General features: G+C 61.8%; 13 protein-coding genes and 1 pseudogene. 5 read left to right on the top strand and 9 right to left on the bottom strand.

Translation table 11 applies throughout. The features are described 5' to 3' along the window. Positions 1-29: 29 nt before the first annotated feature. The 5 genes and pseudogenes from AC07WS_RS19770 to ppnN form a co-directional block, all read right to left on the bottom strand. Positions 30-248, bottom strand: coding sequence for a hypothetical protein (locus AC07WS_RS19770; RefSeq protein ID WP_494730733.1), 219 nt, complete (start codon positions 246-248; stop codon positions 30-32). 30 nt (positions 249-278) lie between these two features. After that, positions 279-830, bottom strand: coding sequence for an RDD family protein (locus AC07WS_RS19765; RefSeq protein ID WP_494730732.1), 552 nt, complete (start codon positions 828-830; stop codon positions 279-281). A gap of 104 nt (positions 831-934) precedes the next feature. Beyond that, positions 935-1,408 carry a DUF3828 domain-containing protein gene (locus tag AC07WS_RS19760; RefSeq protein ID WP_494730731.1) on the bottom strand — a complete coding sequence of 158 codons (474 nt, stop codon included), beginning with the start codon at positions 1,406-1,408 and terminating at the stop codon, positions 935-937. A 135-nt stretch (positions 1,409-1,543) separates the two neighbouring features. Next, a pseudogene (locus AC07WS_RS19755) lies at positions 1,544-1,684 on the bottom strand (GFA family protein); the annotation flags it as partial. Between the two features lie 80 nt (positions 1,685-1,764). Further along, positions 1,765-3,135, bottom strand: a complete 1,371-nt coding sequence (ppnN, locus tag AC07WS_RS19750; RefSeq protein WP_494730730.1) for a nucleotide 5'-monophosphate nucleosidase PpnN — start codon at positions 3,133-3,135, stop codon at positions 1,765-1,767. A gap of 257 nt (positions 3,136-3,392) precedes the next feature. Between ppnN and AC07WS_RS19745 the strand changes: the two genes are divergently transcribed. Beyond that, positions 3,393-4,892, top strand: a complete 1,500-nt coding sequence (locus tag AC07WS_RS19745) for a peptide MFS transporter (RefSeq protein WP_494730729.1) — start codon at positions 3,393-3,395, stop codon at positions 4,890-4,892. 63 nt (positions 4,893-4,955) lie between these two features. Here the strand turns inward: AC07WS_RS19745 and glpD are convergent, their stop codons facing one another. Next, positions 4,956-6,500, bottom strand: coding sequence for a glycerol-3-phosphate dehydrogenase (gene glpD / locus AC07WS_RS19740; protein ID WP_494730728.1), 1,545 nt, complete (start codon positions 6,498-6,500; stop codon positions 4,956-4,958). Positions 6,501-6,674: 174 nt separating this feature from the next. On the opposite strand from glpD, the gene AC07WS_RS19735 reads away from it, so the two are divergent. Continuing rightward, positions 6,675-9,008 carry a penicillin-binding protein 1A gene (locus tag AC07WS_RS19735; protein ID WP_494730727.1) on the top strand — a complete coding sequence of 778 codons (2,334 nt, stop codon included), beginning with the start codon at positions 6,675-6,677 and terminating at the stop codon, positions 9,006-9,008. A 1-nt stretch (position 9,009) separates the two neighbouring features. On the opposite strand, the gene AC07WS_RS19730 is transcribed toward AC07WS_RS19735, so the two are convergent. Further along, positions 9,010-9,690, bottom strand: a complete 681-nt coding sequence (locus AC07WS_RS19730) for a TetR/AcrR family transcriptional regulator (protein ID WP_494730726.1) — start codon at positions 9,688-9,690, stop codon at positions 9,010-9,012. 176 nt (positions 9,691-9,866) lie between these two features. On the opposite strand from AC07WS_RS19730, the gene AC07WS_RS19725 reads away from it, so the two are divergent. Continuing rightward, positions 9,867-10,781, top strand: coding sequence for a lipase family alpha/beta hydrolase (locus tag AC07WS_RS19725; protein WP_494730725.1), 915 nt, complete (start codon positions 9,867-9,869; stop codon positions 10,779-10,781). A 10-nt stretch (positions 10,782-10,791) separates the two neighbouring features. Next, positions 10,792-11,712 (top strand): lipase secretion chaperone, encoded by a 921-nt coding sequence (locus AC07WS_RS19720; RefSeq protein ID WP_494730724.1) that lies wholly within the window; start codon positions 10,792-10,794, stop codon positions 11,710-11,712. Positions 11,713-11,723: 11 nt separating this feature from the next. On the opposite strand, the gene AC07WS_RS19715 is transcribed toward AC07WS_RS19720, so the two are convergent. Then, positions 11,724-12,590 (bottom strand): hypothetical protein, encoded by an 867-nt coding sequence (locus AC07WS_RS19715; protein WP_494730723.1) that lies wholly within the window; start codon positions 12,588-12,590, stop codon positions 11,724-11,726. 260 nt (positions 12,591-12,850) lie between these two features. Between AC07WS_RS19715 and AC07WS_RS19710 the strand changes: the two genes are divergently transcribed. Then, on the top strand, positions 12,851-13,441 hold the full coding sequence (locus tag AC07WS_RS19710) for a DUF4337 domain-containing protein (protein ID WP_494730722.1): 591 nt from the start codon (positions 12,851-12,853) through the stop codon (positions 13,439-13,441). Between the two features lie 19 nt (positions 13,442-13,460). Here AC07WS_RS19710 and AC07WS_RS19705 read toward each other — a convergent pair whose 3' ends face one another. Next, the gene (locus tag AC07WS_RS19705) at positions 13,461-14,594 is read right to left on the bottom strand and encodes a GGDEF domain-containing protein (protein WP_494730721.1); all 1,134 of its coding nucleotides are present in this window, start codon (positions 14,592-14,594) and stop codon (positions 13,461-13,463) included. Positions 14,595-14,665: the final 71 nt, after the last annotated feature.

Here is a 14,665-nt window from a genome sequence, read left to right as displayed (position 1 = left end):
TCAACCGAGCGGCCTTTTTTAATTTGCGATCATTTATCGCTGTGAGTTGGATTGCGCCTGCGCCGCCGCAGTACCAGCACGCATATCAGCATCACTGGCAAACCAATCAGCGTGATAACGCTTAGCGCACGCCGGTCCAGCGACAGCAAAGCGATCGCACTGTCCCTGCCATAGCGAGCAAGGGCAAACAAGATCGCAGCCGCAATCACAAAGGAAAGCGCTGCCGCTGCTATGCGTTTAATTGTCATGCTGTCCTCCGAGCTTGCTGCGATAGGCTATCACGGGGCGTAGATAACCACGGTTCCGGCCATAAAATCATGCGGCGCACGGCGGCGTTTATTGGTAAGCATAATAATCGACTCACCCCACGTCCAAATGTTCGACAAAATCGTAACGAGGCTGTACCAGGCAGGCGCCAGTTGTTCGATTTTTTTGATTCGCTCCACAAATCCGAGCGAGTAAAAATCGGCGTCCGAAATCTTCATGGTTCCGATCACCACCGCCGCCGCAATAGCAACGCCCAGCACGAACGACACGGAATATCGCAGCGCCGCTTGCCGGTAATCGACAGGCCGGCCATCGACGCCGATAATTTGCAGGCCAAGCAGCACCTTGCCGGGCGTGCCGCCGTATCTTTTCACCAGATAGATATTGAACCAGATCCCGATGGACAGCGTCACGACAGGCTCTATCAGCGCAAACGATTTATATTGTTGTCCGATCCAAGATGCCAGCCCGATAAAGGGCAACATACAAAACAAATCGATAAATTGTGCCGAAAACCTCTTGCGGAATCCGGCGTACTGCATTGGTTGATTCAAGTAGTTCATTTGATCGCGCCGGCGAAAAACCGGGCGCATAGTTATTGAGGTCGCGTAGTGTAGCGAATCGAAGCCTATAGAAATGCGCGGATTCTCACATTGGAGCGCCCCGTCTATCGTGCCAGTAGTTGGACACCCTGAATTTTCCAACTCCCGCCTTCCCTGATCAGAGCAATGGAGAACTTTCGACGGCTTTCACTGGCCTCCCCTAGCTGTAGGACCACACGCGCCTTGCCGCCGTCAACTGAAGCCCTTTCAACGATTACACTCCGCTCCCAGTCATCGAGATAGTCCTGCGCCTTGATGAAGTAATCCTCATCCATTCCTTCGTCGCTTTTCATCCGCTTGTCAATTTCGCGAACAAGAGAGCGGGAGACATACTTCAATATCTCCTTTCGGTCGTCAGAAAGCGGCTCGCGGCCGATGGCCAGCGAATGCAAGTACCACTCATAAAATGCGGATACCGTCTGCTCGGCGGCCAGCGGCGCGACCGCCGCCATCGCCTGGTTCCAACAAATGATTAACGCCACGAACACCGAAAACGAGACGGCCTGTATCTTCCTGAAATGGCAAAGTGGCGTATTCATGGGTGACGGTAGATCACAAATGCAGGTTTCAATTTCCGATACGACTCGCTGGGGTAAAGTCCATGGCGCTGCTTAAAGTCAGATACCCATTTTTTACTCACGCTGTGAAGTTGGTCAAACTAACGCGCAGATTAACTAATCGAGTGAATATTCCGGGCCATCGCTGCCCTCAAGACACTTGGTCAGCGCGTCGGAGACATCGATGATGCGGTGCCGGTAGAAGAGATGCATGGTCAGACTCAGATGCTTCGGCAGCACACGGCCCGAGGCGCGCGACGGCTGCTTAAATCGGATCAGTCATCGTTGCTTGAATTTGTCCGGCATCCGCGCAGGCTGCGGGCGGACGCCGGCTGGTGTTACTGGATCACGCGATAGCAAGGCGTGTACTGCTTGCCCGCCAGCTTCATGCGGTGCTGCGCCACGAAGGACGCCAGCAACGCGTCCATCGGCCCCATGATCTCCTTGTCGCCGTGGATTTCGAAGTGGCCGAACTTCTCGATGGCGCGTATGCCCTCGTCCTTGACGTTACCCGCCACCACGCCCGAAAACGCCCGGCGCAGATTCGCCGCCAGCAGATGCACTTCCTGGTTCTTGTGCAGACTCAGATTGCGCATGTTCTCGTGCGTGGGCGCGAACGGATGCTGGAACTCCTGGTCGATCTTCAGGCCCCAGTTGAAGTAGTAGGCGTCGCTGCGGGATTTGCGGAACTCGCGCACCTGCTTGATCCCCGCCTGCATCTCACGCGCCACCAGCTCCGGATCGTCGATGATGATCTTGTAGCGCTGCTGCGCCTCCGGCCCCAGCGTATCGTGGATGAACTGATTGATCTGCACGAAGTATTCGCGCGACGTCTCCGGCCCGGTGAACACCAGCGGGAACGGGATGTCGGCGTTATCCGGATGCAGCAGGATGCCCAGTATGTAGAGGATCTCCTCGGCCGTCCCCGCGCCGCCTGGGAACACGACGATGCCATGACCGGAGCGCACGAACGCCTCCAGGCGCTTCTCGATATCGGGCATGATCACCAGCTCGTTGACGATCGGGTTCGGCGACTCGGCGGCGATGATGCCCGGCTCCGAGATGCCCAGGTAGCGCCCTTTGTGCAGGCGCTGCTTGGCGTGGCCGATGGTGGCGCCCTTCATCGGGCCCTTCATCGCGCCCGGGCCGCAGCCGGTGCAAATATCCAGGTCGCGCAAGCCCATTTGATAACCGACTTCCTTCGAGTAGTTGTACTCGGCGCGGTTGATCGAGTGCCCACCCCAGCACACCACCAGGTTGGGGTTGAGCATGGGCTTGAGCACCCCGGCGTTGCGCAGGATGTGGAACACCGAGTCGGTGATGCCTTCGGTGCTGTCCATGTCGAACTTCGGATTGTCGCTCACCTCATTACTGACGAAGACGATATCGCGCAGCACCGCGAACAGGTGCTCGTGGATACCCTTGATCATTTTGCCGTCGACGAAGGCGATCGCCGGGGCGCCCTTGATATCGAGCTTGATGCCGCGCTCGCGCTGCACAATGCTGATGTCAAACGACTTGTATCGTTCCAGCAGTTCCTTTCCATCGTCGATCGTGCTGCCGCAATTGAGCACGGCCAGCGCGCAATTGCGGAAGATGTTATAGAGGCCGCCCTGGCTAGTGTCGAGCAGTTTGTTCACTTCCGCCTTCGAAAGCACTTCCAGCTGGCCTTCGGGCGAAATCAGGGTATCGACAACGTCATGTTCCATGATGCGTAAATCCTTATTCAAATTCGATGCATAACAGGTAAGCCTGCCCTGCCAATATACGACAAACCGGCGCGCTTTGGGGCGGAGATTGCCATAGCAGGATTGTGCATATTTATTAGCACAAAAGACATATCTTTGCAGGCCTGCCATCAAAATGTAGGACAGGAGCGATTTGTAGATTAAAATGGCGCCCAATTTGGCTCCCCATAAGGGAACCTGAGACACTTTTCATCGATTACAAAATTAGGAGAAGCCGCATGAGCGGTGCTACCACCACCAATACGGAAGTCGCTATTCCCGAATTCAAGCAGATCATGGGTCACCCTGCTCCGCTGTGGATGTTGTTCATGACCGAGTTCTGGGAGCGTTTCGCGTTCTACGGCATACGTTGGGCCCTGGTGCTCTACGTCGTGGCGCAGTTCTACAGTGGCGCCCCCACCGGCGAGGCCCCGGCCAACCTGATTTACGGCTCCTATCTGGCGCTGGTCTACGCCGCCGCGCTGTTCGGCGGCTACGTGGCCGATCGCGTGCTTGGCTACCAGCGCTCCATCCTGGTCGGCGCGACCTTCATGGCGGCCGGCCTGTTCATGATCGCCTTCCCCAACCAGACCGTATTCCAGCTTGGCCTGGCGACCGTCATCGTCGGCAACGGCATGTTCAAGCCGAACATCTCGACCATGGTCGGCAAGCTGTACAGCGCCGCCGATCCACGCCGCGATTCCGGCTTCACCATCTTCTACATGGGGATTAACTCCGGCGCGATGGTCGCACCGGTGCTCACCGAGTGGCTCGCTGCGACCATCTTCGGCACCAACGGCATGCCCGCTTACAAAGTGGTGTTCATGTCGGCCGGTGTCGGCATGCTGATTTCCCTGGTGTGGTTCCTCATCGGCCGCCGCAACCTGAAAGGCATCGGCGCTCCTGACGCATCGAACGCCGATCCAAAGCGCGTGCTGTACGTGGTTCTGGGCTCGCTGTGCGTGATCCCTGTGGTCTACTTCCTGCTGGCCGCTGGCGCCAACAACCTGCAGATCGTACTGTCCGCGCTGTTCATCCTGCTGTCGGTGATGCTGCTGATCGAAGGGATCAAGAACGGCAAGGTCGCCCGCGACAAGGTCATCGCCATGCTGCTGATCTTCTTCTTCAACATCATGTTCTGGATGTTCTTCGAACAGGCAGGCAGCTCGTTCACCTTCCTGGCCGATAAGATCATCGACCGCCAGATGTTCAACTGGACCTTCCCTGTGGCCTGGTTCCAAATCTTTAACTCGCTGGCCATCATCGGCTTCGCGCCGATCATCGCCTTCATCTGGGTCGCCATGCGCAACAAGAATCCTTCGATTCCGCGTAAATTCGGCCTGGGCCTGCTGTTCAACGGCTCCGCTTTCGGCCTGCTGATGTTCGCGCTGTCGTCGCTGGTCAGCGCCGACAACCACATCCCGTTCTGGACCCTGGTCATGGTCTACGTGCTGCAGTCGATCGGTGAGCTGTGCCTGTCGCCTATCGGCCTGTCGATGGTGACCAAGCTGGCGCCTACCCGCCTGGTTGGCCTGGGCATGGGCGGCTGGTTCCTGTCCACCGGCATCGGCAACAACCTGTCGGGCATCTTCGCTTCGGCAGTCAGCGGCGAGAGCGGCATGTCGGTGCCGTCGGCGCTGTCCGGCTACACCTTCGGCTTCTGGTCGCTGATGGCCGGCGGCGTGCTGCTGTTCCTGATCGCACCGCTGATCCAGAAGCTGATGCACGGCGTGAAGTAAGCGTCCTGCACTTAAAAAAAAATACCACCAGCACGGAGCACGCTCCGGCTGGTGGTATTTTTTTTACGCCGCTTGCTTATACTGGAACGGATTCGCCGAGAGCCAGGCCTGCAGCTTGTCGCCGGTCTCCTTCGGCAGATGCAGGCCCAGTTTGGAGCGCCGCCACAGGATATCCTGCGCGGTGCGCGCCCATTCGTAGCGGCGCAGGTATTCCACTTCCGCCGCGTACAGTCCCGGCGCGATCTCCTCGCCCATGGCGGCGATATCCTCTTTCTTCCCGAGCAGCGTGTGGACGCGCGTGCCGTAGGCGCGGGCGTAACGCGCCACCAGCAGCGGCGGCAGCCAGCTATAGCGGCCCTGCACGTTGCGCAGCCAGTTGTCGAACTCCAGCACCGAGCGGTTCTGCGGCTCGGCGCCGTACAAGTCTCCGCCCGGCAGGCAGGCGTTGTGGGTCCAGGCGCCGTGGCGGTTGCCCAGCGACCTGGCGATCAGGTCGACCGCCTCCTCCGACAGCTTGCGGAAGGTGGTGATCTTGCCGCCAAAGACGCTCAACATCGGCGGCCCGTCGCTGTCGACTTCCAGCCGGTAGTCGCGGGTGACGGCCTTGGCGTCGGCGCCGTCTTCCACCAGCGGACGCACGCCCGAATAGGTCCACACCACGTCGGCCGGCACGATGGGCTTGACGAAGTACTGGCTGGCCAGTTCGCACAGGTAGGCGATTTCGTCCTCGCTGATCGCGACCTGGTTGGCGTCGCCGCGATAATCGAGGTCGGTGGTGCCGATCAGCGTGAAGTCGCGCTCATAGGGAATGGCGAACACGATGCGGCCGTCCGGGTGCTGGAAGATGTAGGCGTTGTCATGCTCGAAGATGCGCTTGATGATGATATGACTGCCCTTGATCAGCCTTAGATTCCCGCCGCCCTCCTTCGGCAGCGTCGAGTGCAGCAGGCTCGCGGTCCACGGCCCGGCGGCATTGACCACGTAGCGCGCATTGACGCGGATATCGCCGCAGCCGGGCTTGTGCAGCGCAGCCTCCCAGCCGTCCGCCTTGCGCGTCAAGCCGCTGCACAGGGTCCGGGTCAGGATGGTCGCGCCCTTTTCGCAGGCGTCGATGGCGTTCAGCACCACCAAGCGGGCGTCGTCCACCCAGCCATCGGAGTAGATAAAGCCGCGCTGGAACTCGGGCTTGAGCGGCTTGCCCGCCGCATGCGTGCGCAGGTTGATGCCGGCCGACGCGGGCAGCAGCTCGCGCCTGGCCAGCAGGTCGTACAGCATCAGGCCGGCCCGTATCATCAGCGCCGGGCGCTGGCCGGGCGCGTGCGGCATCACGAAGCGCAGCGGCCACATGATGTGCGGCGCGGCGCGCAGCAGCACCTCGCGCTCGATCAGCGCCTTGCGGACCAGGTTGAATTCGTAGTACTCCAGATAGCGCAGGCCGCCGTGTATCAGTTTGGTGGAGGCCGACGAGGTATGCGAAGCCAGGTCGTCTTTTTCGCACAGCACCACCGATAAGCCCCGCCCCGCCGCGTCGCGCGCGATGCCGGCGCCGTTGATGCCGCCTCCTACGATCAGGATGTCGCAATCGAGAGTGTGCTGCGGTTCTGCCATGTCTTCCCCGGTTGTAAAGCGTTTTTGGTCGGATATCTATTACGTTACGACAAAATCACCAATAGTCATAGGGGTGAGTGACCATATTTGCATAAAAAGCCACTTTTCATTTAAGTGTGCCCAAATTTTGTTGGTCTATAATCGCGCCTACCGCTGCTATCGTGAGACCACGCTTTGACTGCTTCCCCCATCAATCTGTCCAAATGGCTGACCCGCCGCAACGCCATCCGCGGCTTTATCGTGGCCGGCGTCGCCGTCCTGATCGCCGGCGGCCTGCTGCTGGCCTACATGCTGCTGTATGTGGCGCCCAACCTGCCGTCACTGGAGGTCATCACCGACTACCGGCCCAAGATCCCGCTGCGCATCTACACCGCCGACAATGCCCTGATCGGCGAATTCGGCGAGGAGCACCGCGACTTCGTGCCGATCAAGGACATCCCGGAGATGATGAAGAAGTCCGTGCTGGCGATCGAGGACAAGCGCTTCTACGACCATAACGGCATCGACTGGCGCCGCGCGCTGGGCGCCGCGCGCGCCAACCTGGGCGGGGCGATGCGCCAGGGCGGCTCCACCATCACCATGCAGGTGGCGCGCAACTTCTTCCTCACCCGCGAAAAATTCTACGGCCGCAAGCTCAATGAAGTCATGCTGGCCTTTAAGATCGAGGCTGCGCTCAGCAAGGAGCAGATCCTCGAACTGTATATGAACCAGATCTACCTCGGTCAGCGCTCGTTCGGTTTTGGCGCGGCCTCGCAGGTCTACTTCGGCAAGCCGCTCAAGGACCTCGACATCGCCGAAATGGCGATGCTGGCCGGCCTGCCGCAGAACCCGGCCCGCCACAATCCGGCCGTCAATCCCAAGCGCGCCAAGCAACGCCAGCACGTGGTGCTCCGGTCCATGCGCGACCTGGACTACATCACCGAAGAGCAGTACCAGAAGGCGCTGCACGAAACACTGCACGTCAGCCATCGCGGCCAGGAGTTCGACACCCACGCCGAATACGTGGCCGAACTGGCACGCCAGGTGGTGTACGCCCAGTTTAAGGAGGACTCGTACACCAAGGGCATCAGCGTCTACACCACCATCCTGAAGGCCGACCAGAACGCGGCCTACGAATCGGTGCGCCGCAATGTGCTGAACTACGACCAGCGCCACGGCTACCGCGGCCCGGAAGCCTTCATCACGCTGCCGGCCGGCGAAGAGGAACGCGACGACGCCATCGAGGAAGCGCTGCAGCGCCGTCCGGGCAGCGACCGCCTGATTCCGGCCGTGGTGCTGGAAGTAGGCGCCAAGTCGGTCAAGGTGCAGAATCCGTTCGGCGAGGAGATCACCATCAGCGGCGACGGCCTGCGCCTGGCCGCCGGCGCGCTGACCGACAAGGCCAAGGACACGGTTCGCCTGCGCCCTGGCGCGGTGATCCGCATCATGCAGGAGAAGAGCGGCTGGAGCATCACGCAGGTGCCGCAGGTGGCGGCGGCGTTTGTGTCCATCGATTCGGTCAGCGGCGGCTATCACGCCATGGTCGGCGGCTTCGACTACAACCTGCAGAAGTTCAACCACGTCACGCAGGCCTGGCGCCAGCCCGGTTCCTCGATCAAGCCATTCGTGTATTCGGCGGCGCTGGAAAAAGGCTTCTCGCCGGCGACCCTGATCAACGACGTGCCATTGGACCTGACCGGCGCCGAAACCGGCAACGAAGCGTGGAGCCCCAAGAACGACGACAACAAATTCGACGGCCCGATCACCATGCGCACCGCGCTGGCCGAGTCGAAGAACGTGGCCTCGGTGCGCATCCTGCGCTCGATCACGGTGCCTTACGCGCACAACTACCTGGGCAAGTTCGGCTTCGACCTGGCCAAGCATCCGAAGAACCTGACCATGGCGCTGGGCACCGGCTCGGTCACGCCGGCGCAGCTGGTGGGCGCGTACTCGGTGTTCGCCAACGGCGGCTACACCGTCGAGCCCTACCTGATCGCGAAGATCGTCGACGGCAGCGGCAAGATCATCTCCGAGGCCAAGCCGCGCACCACGCTGCCGGACGACGCCCGCGTGATCGATCCGCGCAACGCCTTCGTCACCGACAGCATGCTGCGCCAGGTCACGCGCACCGGCACCGGCGCCGCCGTGGCCCGCCTGGGCCGGCCCGACCTGGCCGGCAAGACCGGCACTTCCAGCGACGCCATCGACGGCTGGTTCGCCGGCTACGGCGGCGGCATCGTGGCGGTATCGTGGATGGGTTACGACGATTCGAAATCGTTGGGCGGCAAGGAGTTCGGCTCCAGCGTGGCGCTGCCGATCTGGATCGACTACATGAAGGTGGCGCTGCAAAACCGTCCGGCACAGGACCGCCAGGCGCCGGCCGGACTGACGCAGGTGGACGGCGAGTGGCTGTACGACGAATTCACCGGCGACGCCGCGCGCCACACGCTGGACATGGACGACGTGCCGCCCGGTGCGGAGAACGTGGCGCCGCAGCCGACCGGCACGGCGCCGCCGCAAACCAACTAATTCAGGAGGCCAGGTAGCCGCGCATCAAACGCACGGCGCTATCGGCAAACTGGTCCGGGCTGACATCGGCAGCCCGGTACTTCCAGCGTTTCACATACCAGTCCTGGAACATCGCCATGATGTGCGCGGCCTGCAGCTCAGGGCTGCCTTCCGGACGCTGCGGGATCTGCGCGATCACCCCGGCAAACAAAGCCTGCACGTACAGTTCCGATTCCTTGGCCGTGGTGCGCTGGGCCGCCTGCAGCACGCGCGAATCCATGAACACAAAATAGAACCACGGCTGCAGGATCTCGGACACGTAGATCGAGGCGCGTATCAGCGCCTCCAGCTTGTCGAGCGGATCGGCGACGTCGTCGAACAGGCGCGGCATCTCGTGGGTGGCGTGGCGCACCACGTCCTCGATCATCTCCGCCAGCTGGTCCTTGTTGCTGATGTAGCCGTACAAGCCGCCCATCGACAAGCCGGTTTCCTGGCACAGGTCGCGCAGGTTCATGGCGCGGAAGCCGACCTCGTTGGCCAGCTTGAAGGTGGCCCGGAAGATCCGCTCCAGGTTCTCCAGCGCCGGCTTGCGGCGCTTGACGGTGATGCGTTCAGCGTTGTGGTCGAGCAGGTATGCCCAGATATTGGCGCCGTCCAGCGGCGTCATCGCCTGAAATTGTTGGAAGTCGAATCGCGACGGCAAGGTAGTCTCTTTGTAGGATTTTTGTCATCGATTATAGCGCAGGAAAACAACTGGCATCAGCAGCCGGTCAGATTGGCTCCCCAGGCCTAGCGTGCGGACTGCAACGCCATCGGCTCGGTGCTACATTTTGCTGACCGGGGAAGCACCCGGACCTCAAAATACTACCGGAGACTTCAATGAAAATACGCTTTTGGAAGCACCTCGCTGCCTGCCTGATCGCACTCGCCGCCCTGCCCGCGCCGTCCTGGGCCGCCGGCTACACGCAAACCAAATATCCCATCGTGCTGGTGCACGGCCTGTTCGGCTTCGACAACATCGGCCCGGTCGACTACTTCTACGGCATCGCTTCGGGCCTGCGCAGCGGCGGCGCCAATGTGTACGTGACGTCGGTATCTGCCGCCAACAGCACCGAGGTGCGCGGCGAACAGCTGCTGGTGCAGGTCAAGCAGATCCTGGCGGCGACCGGCGCGTCCAAGGTCAACCTGATCGGCCATAGCCACGGCGGCCCCACCGCGCGCTATGTGGCGTCGGTGCGTCCCGACCTGGTGGCCTCGGTCAGCAGCGTCGGTGGCGTCAACAAGGGTTCCAGGGTGGCCGATGTGCTGATCGGCGCCGTGCCGGATGTGACCTACAGCCTGGCCAACGCGGTGTCTGGCTTTATCAGCTTCCTGTCCGGCAGCCCGACCTTGCCGCAGAACGCGCGCGCGGCGGCCACCTCGCTGAGCACCGCCGGCACGCTGGCCTTCAACAGCAACCATCCCGAAGGCGTGCCGACGTCGGCCTGCGGCGAAGGCGCGTATCAGGTGCGCGGCGTGTACTACTTCTCGTGGAGCGGCGCGCAGCCCTACACCAATCTGCTCGACGTCAGCGATCCTGTGCTGGCCCTGACGGCGATCGCCTTCAACGGCGCCAAGAACGATGGCCTGGTCAGCAGCTGCTCCAGCCATCTGGGCCGCGTGATCCGCGACGACTATGCGATGAACCATCTGGACGAGGTCAATCAACTGGTGGGCATCACCAATCTGTTCGAGACCAGCCCGGTGACCATCTTCCGCCAGCAGGCCAATCGCCTGCAGGGACTGGGCCTGTAAGGAGCGCATGATGAGCACGAACGCGAAACTGCTGCGATTGGGCGCGTTGGCCGCTGTCGTCGGCATCGTGCTGTATCTGGCGCTGCCGCGCAGCGAGCCGCCGGCCAGGCCAGCCGCCGATCCGAACTACTTTGCGTTCGTGCCGTCGATGATCGGCACCCGGCCTGACGGCGACGTTCGACAGAGCGTGGCCGACAAGCTGGCCGTCAACGCGGAACTGGCCTACCTGTTCGACTACTATCTGGCGGGGCTGGGCGAGAAGCCGCTGGAGGCGATCCGCGTGGAGATAGGCCGCGAGCTGGATCGGCGGCTGAATGCCGCGCCGGCGGCCGAGGCCAAACGCCTGCTCGACGCCTACCTGGCCTACAAGCGGGCGCTGGTCGATGTGGAGCGGGTCCTGCCGGCCACGCCGGATCTGGCGCAGGGCGCGCGCCAGCGGCTGGAGGCTATGCAGCGCTTGCGCCGCTCCTACTTCAGCGACGCGGAAGCCGAGGGCCTGTTCAGCGCCAGCGATGCTTACGACCGGGATGCGGTGGCGCGGTTGGAGATCAATGCGGACAAGGGCTTGAGCGATGCGCAGCGCAAGGAGCGCATCGCGGCGCTGGACGCGAAGCTGTCGCCGCAGGAGCGCGAGGAACGCGCTGCACCGGTCAGGGTGTTGAAGCTGGAGGAAGCGGTGGCGAAGGCGCGCGAACAGGGGATGGGCGACAATGAGGTCTACCGGATGCGCGCCGCGGCGCTATCGCCCGAAGCGGCGGCCCGCCTGGCTGACGTGGACCGCGAGGAAGCCGACTGGCACCGGCGCATCGCCAGCTACCAGGCGCAGCGCCAGCAGCTGGCCGGGGCCGGCGATCCCGCGTCACTGCAGAAGCTGCGCGACGCCATCTTCACCGCCGACGAGCAAAAGCGCCTGGGTGCTTACGAGCAGTAAGCCAGGTCTCCTTAATGCACATAGCGGGCGACGAAGTATACCCCCGCTACCAGCAACGATACCAAGCCATAAATTCTCCATGCCTGGCTCGCGAGACTTTTATGCAGCTCGATTGCCTGATTGGCCAGCGCAGCGCGAAACTCCTCACGATCATGAGCCAGTGCGGCTTTAAGCTCTTCGTGCTGATGGGCCAGCGCAGCCTGGAAATCTTCGCGCTGATGGGCCAGCGCGACCTGGAACTCTTCGCGCTGATGTGCCAGCGCGACCTGGAACTCTTCGCGCTGACGGGCCAGAGCGGCCTGGAACTCTTCGTGCTGATGGGCCAGCGCAGCCTGGAACTCTTCGCGCTGATGGGCCAGCGCGGCATGAAGCTCATCACGAAGCTGAGCCAACGCAACATGAAAGTCGTCGCGCTGATTTGCCAATGCAACGCTAAACTCCTCGTGCAGTTTTAACAACTCCACGCGAAACTCTTCACGCTGGTTAGACAGCGCGGAATTGAAATCAATGCGCAGGTTGGTCAACGCGTCATTGAAATCAATGCGCAGGTTGGTCAGCGCGTCATTGAAATCAGTGCGCAGCTTGGACAACCCGTCATTGAATTCAATACGCTGGTCGGACAGCTCAGCAGTCACCTCTTCACGCAACTTGGCAATATCGCCCTTAACCTCCTGCCGCAGGCCATAAAAGGCGGTGTAAATGCGTTCGAAGCCGGCGTGCATCTCCATTCGCAACGCATGTAAATCATCTTTGGTGGCGAAGTTGTTTTGCATGACAGCCACGTCCTTCTCCAGCGCCCCAAGACGCGCCTCGACCCGTTCATCATAGGTGCGGCCCGGGGCACTTTCAACCTTACTTTCTTCAATGTTCGCAGGCATGGCCGTTCCTCGACAGCGGGAAAAGCTCCACACTAACGCCCACGTGGTCCGCTCCGTTTGCGCCAGATCAGCGAAAAAAAAAGCAGCCCGAAGGCTGCTTCACTTTGCTGCTACGCCAGATAGTGGCTTACTTTATTGTTAGAACTCTTGCCGCAATATGCTGCCCAGCCACGGCAACGTCAACCAGATTCTTCAGATGTGTGGCGCCTTCCTCACAGTTATCAGTTAAGCTTGCGGTTTTTATACCGACTTCACCGAACATGGAACCATTGGAAATTCTCGACACCCAGACCGAAGCCCAGTCCACCGGCAAGAAGCTCAACGCCACCGTCGCCATCACGGTCGCGCTGCTGGCCACCTTCATGGGCATCTGCAAGGTCAAGGACGACAACATCAACCAGAGCATGCAGCAGGCACAGGCCAACCGGGTCGACCACTGGGCCTTCTATCAAGCCCGCAACCTGCGCGAAGAAGTCGCCAGGTCGACCGTGGTGCAATTGCGCCTGGCGGCGACCGGCAAGCCGGCGGCCGAACAAGCGGCCTACCAGCAAGCGATCCAGGAATACGAGAAAGTGGCGCGGGACCAGGCCACCAAGAAAGCCGACGCCAAGGCCCAGGCCGAACAAGACCAGAAAACCTACGACGCCGCCAACTTCAAGGACGACCAGTTCGACCTGTCCGACGCGCTGCTGGCGATCGCCATCTCGCTGCTGGCCATCACCGCGCTGACCCAGTTGTGGGCACTGTACTTCACGGCGCTGGTGCCGACCGCGTTCGGCGTGCTGATGGGGCTATCGGGCCTGGCCGGCTGGGGCCTGCACCCGGACTCGCTGATCGCGCTGCTGTCCTGACAGGGCCGGCGCCGGCCGCTCAACCGGCGATCACGCGGTTGCGGCCGGCGCGCTTGGCCTCGTACATGGCGGCGTCGCCGGCCGAGATCAGGCGGATCAGGTCATAGCCGTATTCGTCCGACGACACCACGCCCACGCTGGCCGTGTACCGCACCGACAGCGCGTCGATCTCCACCAATTCCAGCTCGATGCGCGCGCGCAGGCGCTCCGCCACCTGAAGCGCGGCCTGACGATCCAGGCCGTCCAGCACCAGCACGAACTCCTCGCCACCGAAGCGCGCCAGCAGATCGTAGGGCCGCAGCTCCAGCTTCAGCATCCGCGCCATATGGCGCAGCACTTCGTCGCCGACCGGATGGCCGTAGGTGTCGTTGATGTTCTTGAAAAAATCGACATCGATCATGATCACGGCCAGGCTGCGGCGCCCGCGCTGCGCCCGCAGCGCCACCCGCTTGCCCTGGTTCTCCAGGCCGGCCCGGTTCAGGGCACCGGTCAGCGCGTCCAGCGTCGACAGGCGGCGCAAGCGCTCGGCGTAGCGCCACATCACCATCAGGATCATGCCGAACACGATGCAGACCTGGGCCAGCGGAATGGCCAGCATGCTGGCGCCCATCACCAGCGAGGCCGGGACATCGGCCGGGTCGCCATGCCGCAGCATGTGCACGCCGCGCATGAACAGCGCCAAGCCCAGCACCGCAAAGCCGCTCACGCAGATGACGATGCCGCGCCAGCCGCCATGGCGCGCAAGCGTGGCCGCGCACAGCCAGTTGAGCAGCGCGAAATAGAAGCCGCTAAAGCACAGCCGTCCGCGCAGGCTCGGCACCACCAGCGTGAAATAAGCGGGGATCAGCAACGCCAGCACGGTGATGGCGGCCACCACGCGCCAGGACAAGGTATCGGAACAATGCACGCGCAAGCCGCGCAGCACCAGGCCGATCCCGAATGCGATCACACCATAGCCGATGATGGTGTTGAGGATGGACGGCAATCCGTCCAGATTGGTCATCGCCAGGCCGACCGATACCACCAGGTTGCCCGCTGCCCACCAGCGCAACTCGGGCGGGCTGCCGGCGTAGCAAGCGGAAGCCACCAGCAACGCCGTCGTCAACAGCGTAATGCAGACCTGAACCAGTAAGAGTGTGTCGAGATTGAGCACGCCGGTTTCCTGACCTGGGGATGCCCCAATGTATCCCAGCGTCACGCCAGTGGCAATCGCGCATGCAAGAA

The organism is Duganella sp. GW821-FHT01E12 (assembly GCF_059422325.1).
Note: the sequence above shows the minus strand (reverse complement) of the source record. Positions and strands in the feature narration are given on the sequence as shown.

What these genes read in the sequence shown, in the direction of transcription:
- ppnN (WP_494730730.1), bottom strand. Translation starts at nt 3,135, where the DNA reads ATGGAACATGACGTTGTCGATACCCTGATTTCGCCCGAAGGCCAGCTG.
- AC07WS_RS19725 (WP_494730725.1), top strand. Translation starts at nt 9,867, where the DNA reads ATGAAAATACGCTTTTGGAAGCACCTCGCTGCCTGCCTGATCGCACTC.
- AC07WS_RS19745 (WP_494730729.1), top strand. Translation starts at nt 3,393, where the DNA reads ATGAGCGGTGCTACCACCACCAATACGGAAGTCGCTATTCCCGAATTC.
- AC07WS_RS19765 (WP_494730732.1), bottom strand. Translation starts at nt 830, where the DNA reads ATGAACTACTTGAATCAACCAATGCAGTACGCCGGATTCCGCAAGAGG.
- AC07WS_RS19770 (WP_494730733.1), bottom strand. Translation starts at nt 248, where the DNA reads ATGACAATTAAACGCATAGCAGCGGCAGCGCTTTCCTTTGTGATTGCG.
- AC07WS_RS19710 (WP_494730722.1), top strand. Translation starts at nt 12,851, where the DNA reads ATGGAACCATTGGAAATTCTCGACACCCAGACCGAAGCCCAGTCCACC.
- AC07WS_RS19760 (WP_494730731.1), bottom strand. Translation starts at nt 1,408, where the DNA reads ATGAATACGCCACTTTGCCATTTCAGGAAGATACAGGCCGTCTCGTTT.
- AC07WS_RS19715 (WP_494730723.1), bottom strand. Translation starts at nt 12,590, where the DNA reads ATGCCTGCGAACATTGAAGAAAGTAAGGTTGAAAGTGCCCCGGGCCGC.
- AC07WS_RS19720 (WP_494730724.1), top strand. Translation starts at nt 10,792, where the DNA reads ATGAGCACGAACGCGAAACTGCTGCGATTGGGCGCGTTGGCCGCTGTC.
- glpD (WP_494730728.1), bottom strand. Translation starts at nt 6,500, where the DNA reads ATGGCAGAACCGCAGCACACTCTCGATTGCGACATCCTGATCGTAGGA.